Consider the following 15205-nt stretch of genomic DNA (forward strand, 5'->3'; position numbering starts at 1 on the left):
CGGTTTGTTATCGTTGTTTTCATCAATTCCGTATAATTTATTTACGCATAACCGGATGTATGAGAGGGAGGGTTATTATGTGTCAGTGTTTTATGCGTACATGAAGGGTATGGGTGTGGAGGTGATAGGAGAGGATGTGACGAATAAAGGTAGGATAGATCTGACGCTGATATTTCCAGATGTAGTGTATGTGATGGAGTTTAAGGTTGATGAGGGTGGGGCATTGGAGCAAATAAAGGGTAAAAGGTATTATGAGAAATATCTTTCAATGGGTAAGGATGTCTATCTTGTGGGTATAGAATTTGATAGTGGTAGCAGAAATGTTAATAATATAGAATGGGTAAGATTGTAAAAATAAGAAACAGTAGATGGATTTGGTATAATAGTTTAATGGAATGTTATTAAGTTTTTATTTTGTTTAATTATTTGACATTAGCTGATTTAAAAAAGATTACAGCCTTGAAATCTTTGAGTTTTTAAACTAAATTTTTATCTATGGATCTTATAAAAAAAATAGAGATTTTGGCCGATGCAGCCAAATATGATGTTTCCTGTTCCAGCAGTGGAAGTAGAAGGGAAACACCACCTGGTGGCTTAGGTAACGGTGCTTTTTCAGGTATATGCCACAGCTGGTCGGCAGATGGTAGATGTGTATCACTATTAAAAATACTATTGACAAATATATGTATTTATGACTGTGCCTATTGCTACAACCGAAAATCAAATGAAATAAAAAGAGCGATTTTCGAACCAAGAGAGATCGCGAATCTAACAGTAGAGTTTTATAGAAGAAACTATATCGAGGGTTTATTTCTAAGTTCTGGTGTGTTTAGATCGCCTGACTATACAATGGAATTAATGCTAAGAACAGCAGAGATACTAAGAAATGAGTATAGATATGGGGGCTATCTACATATAAAGATAATTCCAGGAGCATCCAATCTTTTGATAAAAAAAGTTGCTACCCTTGCGGATAGGGTAAGTGCTAACATAGAGTTACCTACTGAAAAGAGTTTATCGGTATTTGCACCTGAGAAAAATCGTCAAGTTATTGATAGGTCTTTTGAGATTGTTGATGAGTTAGGTAAAGAGATTGGTAGGAAAAACTCCACTTCCACCCAATTGATTGTTGGTGTATCTGATGAATCAGATAGAATCATTGTTTCTCAATCGGAACAGTATTACAAGAAAAAGCTTCTTTCGAGGGTGTATTACTCAGCGTATATCCCTGTTAATAACGCTATACCTGTAAAAATTAGTGAGCCACCATTATTGAGGGAGCATAGATTGTATCAGGCTGATTTTCTGCTACGTTTTTATAAATTTACAAGTAAAGAGTTGTTTGCTAAAAGGGAAAATCTGGATGAGGTAGTAGATCCCAAGCTTAGATGGGCACTTGATAATATAGAGCAGTTCCCTGTTGATATAAATAAGGCTGATTATGTACAGTTATTGAGGGTTCCGGGTATTGGGCCTAAATCAGCCAAAAAAATCATAGAAGCTCGAAAGTTTGGTTACCTAAATATTGAGCATCTGAAAAAGATGGGAGTCCCAATGGGTAAATCCCAATACTTTATAGTGATAAATGGTAAGAGGCTGAAAAAAACGCCTGAGGAGCTAATAGAACGGGAGATTATGAAGTACCATCAAGAGCATTCTCCCATATTTAAATTGTTGGGTGCCGATTGATGTATCAAATTGTGTACGATGGTACCTTTGATGGTTTTTTGACGGTATTTTATGAATATAAAAAGGGTCTTGATATTGATAGTGTAGTTAACAAAAAGATCACCCCCGTTTATCAGCCTACTATATTTTCTTACGAAATTAACACAGATCATCATAAATCTATTGAAGCGATGAAATATATAAAGGATAAAGGTGATGATGTGTTTAAAAAAGTCTATTTTTCGTTTTTAGCTGATACTAGGGGCTTGGAGAGGATTATTTTTGAGTTTGTAGATATAGATTGTTGGCAGGACTTACGCAATCCTGTGGTCTGTGATGTGGAACGAGCTATTAAATCGGTGTTTTCTGAGAGGCATAAGATGTTAGGGTTTATTAGGTTTTCTGAGCTTTCGGATGGTAGTTTTGTTAGTTTTATCAAACCGAAGAATAATATTTTACCTTTGATAGGGGAGCATTTTAAAAAAAGGTTTTCAAACCAGAGATGGACCATAGTGGACAAGTTTAGGAGGGAGGTTTTAGCTTTTGATGGAAGTAAGTTATATTATGGAAGTTTGGTCGATAGCGAGGAAATGGAATTTTCTGAAAAGGAGATGTTGATCAGAAAAAGCTGGAAGAGCTTTTTTGACATTGTAGCTATACAGGAGAGAAAGTGTTATGAGAGACAGAGAAACAAAGTGCCCCTTTGGGTTCGAGAGGAAATGATTGAATTTTGGTAGAACTTTTATGGAGTATTTTATTCTAAAATAAATATGATTAGATTACTTTTGATATTGCAAGAGGCAATAAAATCTGTTTTGTCATATCGTTTGAGGAGTTTTCTTTCCATCATGAGCATTGCTTTGGGTATAATTGGTGTTACTGTTGTTGTGGGTGCTGTGAATGGGGCATATCAAAAAGCAGGTCAGATTTTGGATATGTTTGGTCCAGACTCTTTGTTGGTTTTTGGAGGCACCCAAAGGAATCAAGCTACAGGCTTCAGAACTAAAACCCTTACATTTGATGATCTCGAAGCTGTAAGGGATGCTTTCCCCACTGCTTATATCCTTGTACCGATGAGTGCTAGGGCTAATATAAAGGTCAGTTATCAGGGGAATCATATACAGACATTTGTAGTAGGGTCAACGCAAGGGTATGGAAAATCTTGGAGTTGGAACGTGGTGGAGGGAACTGATTTTACTAAAGAGGATGTGGATAAGGCGATGAGGAAATGTCTATTGGGTAGTTATGTCAAGGATCAGCTCTTTGGTAATGAAGATCCAATCGGTAAGTTTATATATATAAACGATTTCTCCTGTGAGGTTTCTGGGGTTTTGGAGGAAAGGGGAGTATCTAACTTTGGTGTCAATATAAATGATCGTATTGTGATACCTATTACAGTACTTAGCAAGTTTGTTACTAAGGAATATAAATATATTACAGCGATGAGGATAAGGTTTGAAGATGTTTCAAACCTTGAGAATAGGGCTGAGGAGTTGAGACAGTTTCTAAGATTTCGTCATAATTTAGGTGATGGTAAGGAGGATGATTTTTCTATAGTTGGCCCTAAGGATGTTTTGAAGTTTTTTGTGGCTATTGGTGGAGCTATGATTGCATTTTTGACAATAATCACAATAATAACAGTATCTGTAGGTGGCTTTGTCATGGCAAATCTATTCCTCATTTCTGTAACGGAACGGGTTAAAGAGATAGGTATAAGAAGAGCTCTTGGTGCTCGAAAAAAAGATATTTTTTTACAGTTTATACTGGAATTTTTTATCATTACAGTATTAGGTGCTTTTTTAGGTTTTTTGTTAGGTTCACTTTTAGCAGGTCTTATTTCAAGCTTTAGGGTGTTTGATGTGGTGATATCTTTGCAGGTATTTATTGTAGCAATAGTTGTATCGGCTATATTGGCGTTGGTTTTTGGAGTGGCTCCTGCTAAAAGGGCTTCTGAAATCAATCCGATAAGTGCTATACGGAGTTAAAATGAGGAAGATCCTTTTGTATTTGAAGATAGTTTATGGAGTATTCAAATCGTTTAAGGTTAGAACAGCTCTTGCTGTTTTTGGTGTTTTACTTGGGGCATTATCTCTTACATTGGTAAATAATATATCTAAATCCCTTAAGATGAAAGTGGAATTGGAATTGGAAAAGTTTGGTAAAAATACAATTAACGTTGCTTCAGGTAGATTAGCCAGACATGGCAAGGGTGGTTTTTTCGAAAAAGCAAAAACGATGACCCTTAAAGATGCAGATATGATAAAGAGAAACATAGCTCACATCCAGACAGTTTCCCCCTACGTAAAGAGGGGTGGAGTATTGAGATATGAAATGAACAATATCTCATCATCAATACTGGGTGTGGATACGAATTATTTTTTTCTTAAAAAACTCAACGTTGTAGAGGGTTCACTGTTTGACAATGATCATCTGAATAGAATGGAGAGGGTGTGTGTTTTAGGAAGTGAAGTGAAAAGGAAACTTTTTGGAAATGATTCGGCATTAGGTAAGACGGTTCTTATATATAGAGCACCTTTTACAGTTGTTGGAGTATTAGAAGAGAAGGGTTCAGATCTAAATGGAACAAATCTTGATGATATGGTTTACATTCCTGTTACTACATTTATGCGTAGAGCGGCAAATCTGGATTATATTGATGGTATGGAGATAGAGATCGATGATTGGAAGAATTTTGAGATGATCAAGGAGCATATTACGGTCATCTTAAGGGAGAATCATAGGTTGTATGGGGATACAAAGGACGATTTCACAATTATAAATCCTGTGGATGCTCTAAATATACAAAATCAAACCATCAGGATAGTTACTTTTTTGGGGCTTGTTACTGCTGGAATTTCTTATCTAATAGGTGGTCTCGGTATCTTTTCTATTATGATACTGTCTGTGAGTCTTAGAAGGACTGAAGTGGGTATTAGAAGGGCAGTTGGAGCTCGAAAGAAGGATATATTTAGACAGTTTCTATTGGAATCAGGTATTATTGGTATTTCTGGCAGCATATTAGGGGTCATTTTTGGGGTAGTTATAAGTGTAGTTGCTTTTAAGTTGGCAGCATTGCCCACTGTTGTGTCTATAATGGGGCTTGTGATCTCTATTGTGATGTCTTTTGTTGTGGGAATAATCTCTGGGATCTACCCTTCCATGACAGCAGCCAAGACAGATCCCATTGTTGCCCTTAGAAGTTTATAATTTTACTAAAACTTTCGAATTTTAAACTTGCTCCTCCCACAAGGGCACCATCTATATTTGGCATACTCATTAACTCAGATATATTTTCTGGTTTTACACTGCCACCGTAGAGAATCCGGATTCTGTTTGCAGATTTTTTACTATATTTGTATTGGATAAATTTTCTTATTGCAAGGTGCATCTCTTCGGCATCCTCTGCTTTTGCGGTTTTCCCTGTTCCTATTGCCCATACCGGTTCATAAGCGATGACAACCTGCTTTAGTTCTTCTTCACTTACTCCCCAGAGGGCCATGCCAAGCTGGCTCAATACAAGCTCCTTTTCAATTTTTGCTTCCCTCTCTGGTAGCTGTTCTCCTATGCAGAGGATGATATTTAGTTTTTTTTCCAGTGCTTTTTTGACTTTTTTGTTGATGATTATATCTGTATCACCAAAATACTGCCTTCTTTCCGAATGCCCTATTATTGTCCAGTCTATACCTATGGAACAAAGCATGTCTGCCGAGATCTCTCCTGTGAATGCTCCACTGGATTCAAAATGAATGTTTTGAGCTGAGATCTTTATTTTTTTGTTTATCCTTGAGAGAGTTTTTTTCAATTCGTAGAGGTAAACAGAAGGGGGCGCTATGAGAACCTCCCTTGTTTTATTATCGTATGAAAAATGTTTAAAAGATTTTACAAAGTCTATTGCCTCCTCTAAAGAGAGGTTCATTTTCCAGTTAGCAGCTATTAGGGCTTTTCTCATTTTGTATCTCCTGACTTGTTCATCTCTATGGTTCCATTTATTATTACTCCTTCCTCTATCTTTATTGAGGGTGTTATTATAGTGCCGTTAACTATAGCTGGTTTGAGTAGCTCCACAATCGATTTCGCTTTTATTGTTCCCTTGAAGGTACCAGATATCTTAACCACAGATGTTTCTATATCTGCTTCCACGTTCCCAGTATTTGCAATGACGAGGGTATCGGATGAGATGATATTACCTTTGAATATCCCATCAATCCTTACTATTCCATCAAAAATAAGTGTTCCGTTGAAGTTTGTTTTATTACCTAAAAAGGCATTGATGGTTACTTCATCGTTTTTCTTTTCTTTTAACATTTTTCACCTCTTAGAAGAGAGATTATTCGATTTAGCTCTTTATCGTTTCTATAGACTAATTCAATTTTACCACCTTTACGAGAAGGCTTTATATTCACCTTTGCTTGGAATATATCCTCTATCTCTTTTTTGATGGAGTCTAAAAAAAGATCAAGCTCCTTCTTTTTAGTGTTTTCTTGCGATTTGGTGACATGTTTGACCAATTTTTCCAACTCTCTAACAGAAAGGTTTTTATCAAGTATTTTTTGTAAAAGTTGTAAAGCCATAGATGGTTCAATACCAACCAGTGTTCTGGCATGACCTTCCGATATTAGGTTTTGAGATAATGCTTCTAAAATTTTATGATGAAGAGTAAGTAGTCTAAGGGTATTGGCTATAGTACTTCGATTTTTGCCAACTATTTGGGCAAGCTGTTCCTGGGTATAGTGATATTTTTCTAACAATGACTTATATGCTCTGGCCAACTCAACAGGGTTTAGATCTTCTCTTTGGATATTTTCTATTAGGGCTAATTCCAATTTTTCTTTTTCTTCATTGATATTTTTTATTATTACAGGTATTTTTTTTAAGCCGGCTAAACCTGCAGCACGCCAACGTCTTTCACCAGCAATTATCTGATACTTACCATTAGTGCTAACCACTATCAAGGGTTGGATGATACCTTTTTCTTTTATAGATTGGGCAAGCTCTAAAAGCTTTTCTTCATCAAAAACTGTTCTTGGTTGGTTTTGGTTTGGAATAATATCTGAGATATCAACTTCTAAAATAGATCTACTGTCGGTATTTTTAGGTATAAGGGAATCGAGACCTCTTCCTAATGGGCTTTTTTTTATCATAATTTTTTTAATATCTCCTTAGCGAGATCTATGTAGCTTTCAGCACCTTTAGATTTTATATCGTACGATATGATTGGTACCCCATAACTGGGGGCTTCACTTAATTTTACGTTTCTGGGGATAATGGTCTTAAACATTTTATCCCTGAAATATTCTCTTACCTGTCTATAAACCTCTTTTGAGAGGTTGTTTCTCGGGTCGTACATCGTTAGTAGTATCCCTTCCAGATCTAAACTTGGGTTTAGCCCCTCTTTAACAAGCCTAATAGTGTTTAGTAATTGCGTGAGACCTTCTAAGGCGTAGTATTCACATTGGAGTGGTATAAGGACTGTATCGGCCGCCGTTAAAGAATTGATAGTAAGTAGCCCAAGAGATGGTGGGCAATCTATGATCACTATGTTATAATTATCTTTTATTATATCTATGGCTCTTTTTAATCTTGTTTCCCTCGAAAGGACTGTAACAAGCTCAATTTCTGCTGCAGTTAGATCAATTTTGCTGGGTATTAAACTGAGCCCGTCTATTTTCGTATCCATTATTACATCTTCTATCCTTAAATTATTTATTATGACATCATAGATACTTTGGCTTAGTTCTGATGGGTTAAAACCGAGTCCACTTGTGGCATTAGCTTGGGGATCCATGTCGACCAATAATACCTTTGCCTCAGCAAAAGCTAAAGCAGAAGCAAGATTTACAGCTGTAGTTGTTTTGCCCACTCCACCTTTCTGATTTGCTACAACCATTACTTTTCCCATAATGGAAGTTTATTAAAATAATCATCAAAAATCAAGGATTTTATTTCTCCCCCTCTTAAGTGTTTTTGTGCTTGATTAGCTATAACTAATTTGATAAAATATCGATAAAAATAGGTGTGTTTATGGAAGAGATTATCAAAAGAGCAGCAGAAGAGATAAAGAATTGTAATATTCTTATCATCACAGCTGGTGCTGGTATCGGGGTGGATTCGGGATTGCCAGATTTTAGAGGGGATAAAGGTTTCTGGAATGCTTATCCATTGTACGAAAAGCTGGGTATGAGTTTTGTTGATTGTGCAAATCCTGTTCACTTTAGGAGTGATCCGTCATTTGGTTGGGGTTTTTATGGACATAGACTCAATATGTATAGAGAAACAAAGCCCCATAAAGGTTTTTTCATCATGCTTGATTGGTGTAAAAGTATAGCTGAAGATTATTTTGTGGTTACATCCAATGTCGATGGTCAATTCCAAAAGGCAGGATTTGATGAGAATAAGATATATGAGATACACGGTTCTATACATCATCTACAGTGTATAGTGCCCTGTTGTGATGAGATATGGTCCAATGACGAGATTATTGAGGTGGATTTTCAGACGATGAGGTCTAAACAGATCCCTAAATGTAGGTTTTGTGGTGATGTGGCAAGACCCAATATATTGATGTTTGGTGATTTTAGTTGGATTCCCGATAGGACTAACAATCAACGAAAAAAGTATGAAGATTTTTTGAGAAGAAATGGTGATAAAAGGATAGTGGCCATAGAGATAGGTGCTGGGACTGCAATACCTTCCATTAGATATGCAGGTGAGAGACTTGTAAACAGGTACGATGCTTTTCTCATTAGGATAAATGTAAGGGAGCCTTATGTGGGGGATTTGGGTGATAAAGCAGTGGGAATACCTATGTCGGGGTTAAAAGCGCTGGAAATGATTAAGTCATATTTATAAAAACATGTTAAAAATCGATGAAAGCGATATAACATATAAAAAAATTCTGATTTTTTGGCTTCCTTTACTATCTGCCTGGATGATGATGGCTTTTGAAGGGCCATACATCGCTGCTATGATAGGTAGATTACCAGACGTTAAATTGAATCTCGCAGGTTATGGTATAGCATATTCTGTTGGTCTGTTGGTGGAGGCTCCTATTATTATGCTTATGAGTGCTTCCACTGCTTTGGTAAAATCTAAGCAAAGTTATATTAAATTGAGAAATTTCTCTTTTATTCTCATTGGAGTATTAACAGCTGTTATACTTATTATTCTCATAAAACCTGTGTACATATTCATTTTTAATGACTTGTTAAAACTCGAAGAAAAACTGCAATCAAATGTTTATTGGGCTATATGGGGATTGGTGCCATGGGCTGGTGCCATAGGGTATAGAAGGTTTTATCAAGGTATTATGATTAAAGATGGTAAAACAAAATACGTTGCGTATGGTACTCTCACAAGGATGTTGACTGTGATATTTTTGGCGGTTTTTATAAAAAACTTTACAAAAATAAATAGTGCCTTGCTGGGGACAATGACTCTGAGTGGTGCAGTAGTGGTGGAGGCGATTTTTGCAAGGGTATTGGCTAAGGATTCTGTGAGTAAGGTGATGAAAATGGAGATCAAAGATGATCTAAACTTTAGGAAGATTGCCAAATTTTACTTCCCTATGGCCATGACTCCTCTTATTGCTCTTGCAGTTCCTCCAATGACAACTTTTGTTTTGTTAAAAGGGACTAATCCATTAGAATCGGCTGCTATTATGCCTGTCCTAAACTCTTTGACATTTGTGTTCAGGGCTGTGGGGTTATCTTTTCAGGAAGTAGCTATTGCCTTGTTAGATGGTGGCTTTAGGCATTATGAGAAAGTGAGAAATTTCATGAGGGGTCTGTTTTTGTTTAACCTTTTGGGTTATGGCATGATAAGCTTTACTCCTATGGCTGAGGTGTATTTTGTGAATATCTCAGGGATGACACCAGAACTTGCAGAGATGGCAAAAATCCCTTCAATGATCCTTACTTTTGTTCCTCCTTTTACAGCATTACTTTCCTTTCAAAGGGCTATTATTGTTAAGAAAGGGGTTACTATTCATATGACCATAGCTACATTTATAGAGGTTATTATTACTTTTGGCATGTTGTTTACTATACCTTTTGTGCCTGTTACAGGGATTATTGTAGCAGCCACAGCCCTTTTAGTGGGAAGAGTAGTGAGTAACCTTTATTTGCATATTATTATTTCAAAATCGTTTTTATAGCTACAAGGCTTGTTACAGAAACAAAGGCAATCATTCCAAGGGTGCCACCTAACCCTCTGAAAAAACTAAAAAAAGAGAAGTAAACGATCGTAATGATAAATGATATCGTAATAATGTCGATACTATTTGATATGTTTTGTGGAGAGGACATCCCAGCAAAAGATGACGTAACTGCTATGTTTATTACAAAATCATGGATGAAATTTGAAAGGGAACCAGTGATAATCATGATTACAGAGGACGCAAATACTGGACCAAGACCCAATCTGTGATGTATTATGAAAGTAAGTGATAATGAGGTAAAAGCTACTAACAAACCTATTGCAAATTCAGATAAAGATACCATTTAACACCATAAAGATAATTATGGCTACGTAAGCTAAAGCCCCCAGTTTTCCACCAATTCCTAAAAAGATATTTCTGCTGATGAAAAATAAAACCCCTACGAAAAAAGGAAGTATCTGTATTATTTTAGATGAATGAAGGAATATATGTGATGTCATTCCAGCGAATACCCCGCAAAAAGCTGAAAACTGTAGGTCGTAAACCTTTTTGTAAGAATTTGATATTAAGGAAAATATCATTCCTGTTAGCCCTGCTGATAAAGTAATGTTCATTCCCTGTGAGAGGTAGTAAGTCATATAAAAACCTAAGGTTGCTCCACACAGATCAAGTATAACGTCTTTATAAATTAATCGGAGGTATAAATCTTTTTGTGTAAGGTTGTGTCGGAGAGTTATCTTTTTAATGTTTAAATAGATGAGGAATAGGCTAAAAAAAATGGTAGACAAAAAGATGTGTAACTTAGATGGGTTATATAAATCAATAGAGCTGAACAGGAAGAAAAAAACAGAAAAGATGAGCAAAAAATAGCCCATCTTTTCCATGTTTTATACCTTAAATTTTTTCACTAAAGTAAGCAGTTCGTTTGCCAACTTGCCGAGGTTGTCTGCAGCGTTCATCACTTCATCAGCACTTAGGTTTGAATTGCTCAGGCTGTTTGCAAGGGTATTTATATCAACTGTTACCTGATCTGAAACTTTCGACATCTGCTCTACAGAGGATGCTACCTGCATGATCTTGTTTTGTAGATTTGCTACTTCTTCTACTATTTCTTCCAAAGCTGTAATTGCTTCTTTTGAAAGTTCTACACCTTCATCTACCTTATGAACTCCAGCATCCATCTTTTCCACTGCTATATGTACCTCTTTTTGGATACCTTTTATCATCTGTTCGATCTCTGCTGTGGCTGATTGGGTTCTCTCGGCTAATTTTCTGACTTCATCAGCAACTACAGCAAAGCCTCTTCCATGCTCTCCTGCTCTTGCAGCTTCGATAGCAGCATTTAGGGCAAGGAGGTTTGTTTGATCAGCGATATCCCTTATAACATTTGCTATCTCACCTATCTGCTGGGATTTCTCCCCTAAAGAGGAGACTACTTTTGATGTCTCGAGTACGGTGTTGGCTATCGATTGAACCTCTTTGGTGGTTTTGTTTACTATATCTTTACCTTTGACTGCCATCTGGGCTGCATGGTCTGCGTTTTGGGACATTTCGGTGGCATTCATTGCAATTCCTGAGACTGTTTGAGTCATCTCTTCTGCAGCTGTGGCAATCTGGTTTGCTCTATCGTTTTGTTCTGATATGGCGTTTTTGTTTTCCACTGATGTGGAGTGGAGTTCTTCTGAGGCAGCAGAAATAGTGTCAGCAGAAGATTTGATATTGTTTAATACGTTGGATAACTCTTTGATCATGTTAGATGTGTATTCCACTACACTGTTTGGGGCTGGGTTTTCTATTTTTACAGTGAGATCACCATCGGATACCTTTTTAAGCACATCCTTTACAAACTCTGGTTCTCCTCCTAAAGGTCTAAATACAGCTTTTAGGGTGGTAAAGCCTATGAATGAAATAATCAAAAGATAGAGTATAGAAGAGTATATGATCACATTAGATAGCATTTTTATAGATTTTTGAGTATGTTTGCTGTGTTCTTCCATGTCTTTTTCTTCATAAGTGGTAAATTCTTTTATTGCTTTTACATAAGGGTTATATGCTGCAGGTACTAACGTGGCCATCTCCACCATTGCAACCTCTATTTGTCCTGAATTTACTTTATCAATGATGCTTTTTTGGACAGATATATAGGCTTCTCTTGCGGTTATGATATTTTTTAAAAGCTGTTTTTCTTTGTCTGTCACAAGTTTTGGTTCTATCTCTTTAATGATCTGGGTGATTTCGTTTCTAAGTTGCTCTATTTCTTTGATATGCTCTTTTGATTCTCCTAAACTGTATCCCAGTACTGCATCCCTTAGGTTTATTCCTATTGCATTAACTTTATCCAATATCTTTCCAGATCTATCAACTTTGAAGTAATGATCTTGAATGAGTTCTCCTATATCTTTTTTAGCAATATAGAGCTCATAGATGGAAAATATCTGTACAAACACTATTAGGATTGTGAGAAAGGCAAAAGATGTAATAATTTTCTTTTTTAAACTCCCTTTATTCATATATCCTCCTGGAAGGTAGTTTATTGAAAAAATTTATCGACAAACTCATGATCATATAACCCAAGATACTCCCTTTGGTTTTTATAGTCGTTAATGTATCTTTCTTTTAAGTCTTTAAGCTTAGAAAGCTCACATTTTAACATAATAATCTTTCTATCGACCCTGTCCCTGAGTTCTTTAAGCTTTTTTCTTTTGAAAAAACCAGATTTTTTTATCAAATTATCTATTTTTAACAATATCTTCTCTTCTCGATTTAATATTCTTTCTTTTTTTGTTATCATCTCTATTGCAATTTCTATCTTTTTACCGTACTCTGATAATGTTTGGGCTTTGAGTTGTTTTAACTCTGCATCCAAGCTATTTAAGTCAAACATGAAGGTTTAATATATCTTTTATGGAAATAAATCAAGAATATTTAATAAAAATTTACAGTTTGTTATATAAAAGATATGGTGATATGAAATGGTGGCCTGCTGAGACACCCTTTGAAGTGGCGGTTGGGGCTGTTCTTACTCAAAATACTACTTGGAAAAATGTTGAAAAGGCTATTTCGAACCTAAAATGTGAAGATTGTCTAAATCCAGTATGTTTGGTGGGCTTAGAAAATGATAAGTTAAAAGAGTTAATAAAACCTGCTGGGTTTTTCAATCAGAAATCGGAGAGGCTAAAGAGGTTGGCAGAGTTTGTTTTAGAAGTTTGCTATGGGGATATTAGATATTTATTAGGTTTAACTTTACAGGAGGCAAGGGAACAGCTTTTAAATATAAAAGGGGTCGGTTTTGAGACGGCTGATTCCATATTGCTTTATGCGGTAGGGCACCCCATTTTTGTCATCGATAAATACACGATGAGGATGTTTAAAAGAATAGGAGTGGTATTGACAGAAAAGTATGAATTGTTTCAACGTATGTTTATGGAAAATCTTCCTAAGGATACAGAGCTTTTTAAAAACTATCATGCTGTTATTGTTGAGAATGTAAAGAGATTTTGCAAGGTAAAGCCAGATTGTACCTATTGTCCTCTTGAAACTATTTGTGAAAAAAATATAATATAGTTAATCAGGCGGAAATGCAGTTGCTATGGAGAACTCCATAGAGGAAAGTCCGGACACCATAGGGTATGATGGTCGCTAACAGCGACCCGCCGTGAGGCGAGGGAAAGTGCCACAGAAAACAGACCGCCCGGTCATATATCATGACCGGGTAAGGGTGAAAAGGTGGGGTAAGAGCCCACCGCTCCTTCCGTGAGGATAGGAGGCATGGCAAACCCCATCAGGTGTAATGCCAAATAGGCAGGCGTTTGAGGGTGACCCGCCCGATGCTTGTGGGTAGGCAGCAGGATCTGATCAGCAATGATCAGACAAGATAAATAACTGCATAAAACAGAATCCGGCTTATTTCCGCCTGGGTTTAAAGTTTTATTGCATATTTCTTTTTGCAATGTATTATTAAAGTATGGATAGGTTTAATAAAAATTATGTTAGAAAGATTGTTATTATTTATGCTGTTTGCTCTACCTTCTGGATCTTTTTCAGTGATCATTTGGTTTATCTTCTATTCCCCAATGGCTTCGTCTATATGTCGATATACAAGGGCATTTTGTTTGTTTTGGTTACGTCTTTATTATTGTATATTCTTTTGTTAAGGTTTTTAAAGGAGATTAAACTACAGCATATAAAAAAAGATCGTGCCCTTGATGAGTTGCAAAAACTTAAAAATGACCTCGAAAATAGGGTAGAAGAAAGAACTTATGAGCTTAAGAGATCCAATGAAACTTTGGAGGCTTTTGCTTATTCAATAAGTCATGACTTGAAGGCACCACTGAGAGCTGTAACAGGTTTTGCCAAGATTCTTGAAGAGGATTATGGAGATAAACTGGATGAGGAGGGCAAGAGAGTACTGACAGTGATAAAGGATAATGTGGCAAAAATGGACACCCTTATAAATGACATTCTCACTCTATCAAGGGTTCAGAGGGCTAAGGTGGAATTTATCGAGATAGATGTAAACCATCTGGTAAGGGATATTTTAGAACAATTGGCAAATATTTATGTTTTTAGTAAGTATCATATTCAGGTGAATCCTTTAACAAATTGTTATGGGGACGCCATATTGTTGAAACAAGTATTTTATAATCTCATAGAAAATGCCCTGAAATACTCCAGTAAGGTGGATTCACCTAAAATTGAAATAGGTTCTTATGTTGAAGGGGATTGGGTAGTTTATTACGTTAGAGACAACGGTGTAGGTTTTGACAGTCAATACAAACACAAGCTATTTACACTTTTCCAAAGACTCCATCAATCTTCTCAATTTTCCGGGACAGGTGTGGGTCTTGCTATAGTGAAGAACATTTTACAGAGGCATGGTGGAGATGTTTGGGCTGAAGGGGAAAAGGATAAAGGTGCTACTTTTTATTTTAAATTAAAAAAGAGGTGACGTATGACAGATAATGCTGTGGAGATATTATTGGCAGAGGACAACGAATATGATGCAGAGCTTACTATAAGAGCACTCAAAAAAGCGAATGTGGCAAATAATATAAAATGGGTAAAGGATGGTGAAGAGGCTTTAAATTATATCTTTGGCAACGAAAATGATGTAAAAACGTCTATGAAACTCATCCTTTTGGATATCAAGATGCCAAAGGTGGATGGGCTTGAGGTGTTAAAAAGGATAAAGTCTGATAATAGAACCAAGTTTATGCCAGTGGTGGTTTTAACCTCTTCTGATGATGAAGTCGATCTTGTTAAGGCTTATGAATATGGTACAAACAGTTATATAGTTAAGCCTGTGGACTTTGAGAAATTTCTCGATGCTGTGCAAAAAATCGGCTTTTATTGGGTATTGTTTAATAAAGTGATATAGAGGTA

18 protein-coding genes and 1 other RNA gene are annotated in these 15205 nt (G+C 36.3%); 11 read left to right on the forward strand and 8 right to left on the reverse strand.

The genetic code is table 11. The features are described from left to right. From N3C60_00005 to N3C60_00025, 5 genes are all read left to right on the forward strand, one after another. On the forward strand, nucleotides 1-352 hold a 352-nt coding region (locus N3C60_00005; GenBank protein ID MCX8083294.1), incomplete at its 5' end, for a PD-(D/E)XK nuclease domain-containing protein. A gap of 143 nt (nucleotides 353-495) precedes the next feature. Further along, the gene (locus N3C60_00010) at nucleotides 496-1689 is read left to right on the forward strand and encodes a putative DNA modification/repair radical SAM protein (GenBank protein ID MCX8083295.1); all 1194 of its coding nucleotides are present in this window, start codon (nucleotides 496-498) and stop codon (nucleotides 1687-1689) included. Further along, nucleotides 1689-2405: a TIGR03915 family putative DNA repair protein gene (locus N3C60_00015; GenBank protein ID MCX8083296.1), complete on the forward strand. Its 717-nt coding sequence runs from the start codon at nucleotides 1689-1691 to the stop codon at nucleotides 2403-2405. The genes N3C60_00010 and N3C60_00015 overlap by 1 nt, the downstream gene beginning before the upstream one ends. Nucleotides 2406-2438: 33 nt before the next feature. Then, nucleotides 2439-3653 carry an ABC transporter permease gene (locus tag N3C60_00020; GenBank protein MCX8083297.1) on the forward strand — a complete coding sequence of 405 codons (1215 nt, stop codon included), beginning with the start codon at nucleotides 2439-2441 and terminating at the stop codon, nucleotides 3651-3653. Nucleotide 3654: 1 nt separating this feature from the next. Then, nucleotides 3655-4875, forward strand: coding sequence for an ABC transporter permease (locus N3C60_00025; protein MCX8083298.1), 1221 nt, complete (start codon nucleotides 3655-3657; stop codon nucleotides 4873-4875). Here N3C60_00025 and tpiA read toward each other — a convergent pair. Genes tpiA through N3C60_00045 form a run of 4 tightly spaced genes read right to left on the reverse strand, consistent with a single transcriptional unit; the run spans nucleotide 4862 to nucleotide 7567 of the window. Continuing rightward, complete coding sequence (tpiA, locus tag N3C60_00030; GenBank protein ID MCX8083299.1) at nucleotides 4862-5617, reverse strand: triose-phosphate isomerase; 756 nt, start codon at nucleotides 5615-5617, stop codon at nucleotides 4862-4864. The two genes, N3C60_00025 and tpiA, sit on opposite strands and share 14 nt — an antisense overlap. Next, complete coding sequence (locus N3C60_00035; protein MCX8083300.1) at nucleotides 5614-5973, reverse strand: polymer-forming cytoskeletal protein; 360 nt, start codon at nucleotides 5971-5973, stop codon at nucleotides 5614-5616. Before N3C60_00035 ends, tpiA begins: the two co-directional genes overlap by 4 nt. Beyond that, nucleotides 5967-6809: a ParB/RepB/Spo0J family partition protein gene (locus N3C60_00040; GenBank protein ID MCX8083301.1), complete on the reverse strand. Its 843-nt coding sequence runs from the start codon at nucleotides 6807-6809 to the stop codon at nucleotides 5967-5969. The genes N3C60_00035 and N3C60_00040 overlap by 7 nt, the downstream gene beginning before the upstream one ends. Then, entirely contained in the window at nucleotides 6806-7567 is a 762-nt protein-coding gene (locus tag N3C60_00045) for an AAA family ATPase (protein ID MCX8083302.1), read from the reverse strand. Before N3C60_00045 ends, N3C60_00040 begins: the two co-directional genes overlap by 4 nt. 122 nt (nucleotides 7568-7689) lie before the next feature. Between N3C60_00045 and N3C60_00050 the strand changes: the two genes are divergently transcribed. Continuing rightward, nucleotides 7690-8517 carry an NAD-dependent deacetylase gene (locus N3C60_00050; GenBank protein ID MCX8083303.1) on the forward strand — a complete coding sequence of 276 codons (828 nt, stop codon included), beginning with the start codon at nucleotides 7690-7692 and terminating at the stop codon, nucleotides 8515-8517. 79 nt (nucleotides 8518-8596) lie between these two features. Further along, nucleotides 8597-9820 (forward strand): hypothetical protein, encoded by a 1224-nt coding sequence (locus N3C60_00055; protein ID MCX8083304.1) that lies wholly within the window; start codon nucleotides 8597-8599, stop codon nucleotides 9818-9820. On the opposite strand, the gene N3C60_00060 is transcribed toward N3C60_00055, so the two are convergent. From N3C60_00060 to N3C60_00075, 4 genes are all read right to left on the reverse strand, one after another. Then, nucleotides 9798-10166: a hypothetical protein gene (locus N3C60_00060; GenBank protein MCX8083305.1), complete on the reverse strand. Its 369-nt coding sequence runs from the start codon at nucleotides 10164-10166 to the stop codon at nucleotides 9798-9800. The two genes, N3C60_00055 and N3C60_00060, sit on opposite strands and share 23 nt — an antisense overlap. Further along, a complete protein-coding gene (locus tag N3C60_00065; protein ID MCX8083306.1) occupies nucleotides 10150-10437 on the reverse strand; it encodes a hypothetical protein in 288 nt (95 codons plus the stop codon). Before N3C60_00065 ends, N3C60_00060 begins: the two co-directional genes overlap by 17 nt. Nucleotides 10438-10710: 273 nt before the next feature. After that, a complete protein-coding gene (locus N3C60_00070) occupies nucleotides 10711-12333 on the reverse strand; it encodes a methyl-accepting chemotaxis protein (GenBank protein MCX8083307.1) in 1623 nt (540 codons plus the stop codon). A 20-nt stretch (nucleotides 12334-12353) separates the two neighbouring features. Further along, entirely contained in the window at nucleotides 12354-12707 is a 354-nt protein-coding gene (locus tag N3C60_00075) for a hypothetical protein (GenBank protein ID MCX8083308.1), read from the reverse strand. Between the two features lie 20 nt (nucleotides 12708-12727). Between N3C60_00075 and N3C60_00080 the strand changes: the two genes are divergently transcribed. The 4 genes from N3C60_00080 (at nucleotide 12728) to N3C60_00095 (ending at nucleotide 15200) form a co-directional block, all read left to right on the forward strand. Beyond that, entirely contained in the window at nucleotides 12728-13387 is a 660-nt protein-coding gene (locus tag N3C60_00080) for an endonuclease III domain-containing protein (protein ID MCX8083309.1), read from the forward strand. Nucleotides 13388-13391: 4 nt separating this feature from the next. Beyond that, nucleotides 13392-13744, forward strand: an RNA gene (gene rnpB / locus N3C60_00085) — RNase P RNA component class A. Nucleotides 13745-13787: 43 nt separating this feature from the next. Next, the gene (locus N3C60_00090; GenBank protein MCX8083310.1) at nucleotides 13788-14771 is read left to right on the forward strand and encodes an ATP-binding protein; all 984 of its coding nucleotides are present in this window, start codon (nucleotides 13788-13790) and stop codon (nucleotides 14769-14771) included. 3 nt (nucleotides 14772-14774) lie between these two features. Then, nucleotides 14775-15200: a response regulator gene (locus N3C60_00095; GenBank protein MCX8083311.1), complete on the forward strand. Its 426-nt coding sequence runs from the start codon at nucleotides 14775-14777 to the stop codon at nucleotides 15198-15200. Nucleotides 15201-15205 lie beyond the last annotated feature (5 nt).

This window comes from Calditerrivibrio sp. (assembly GCA_026415135.1).
Classification (GTDB): Bacteria; Chrysiogenota; Deferribacteres; order Deferribacterales; family Calditerrivibrionaceae; genus Calditerrivibrio.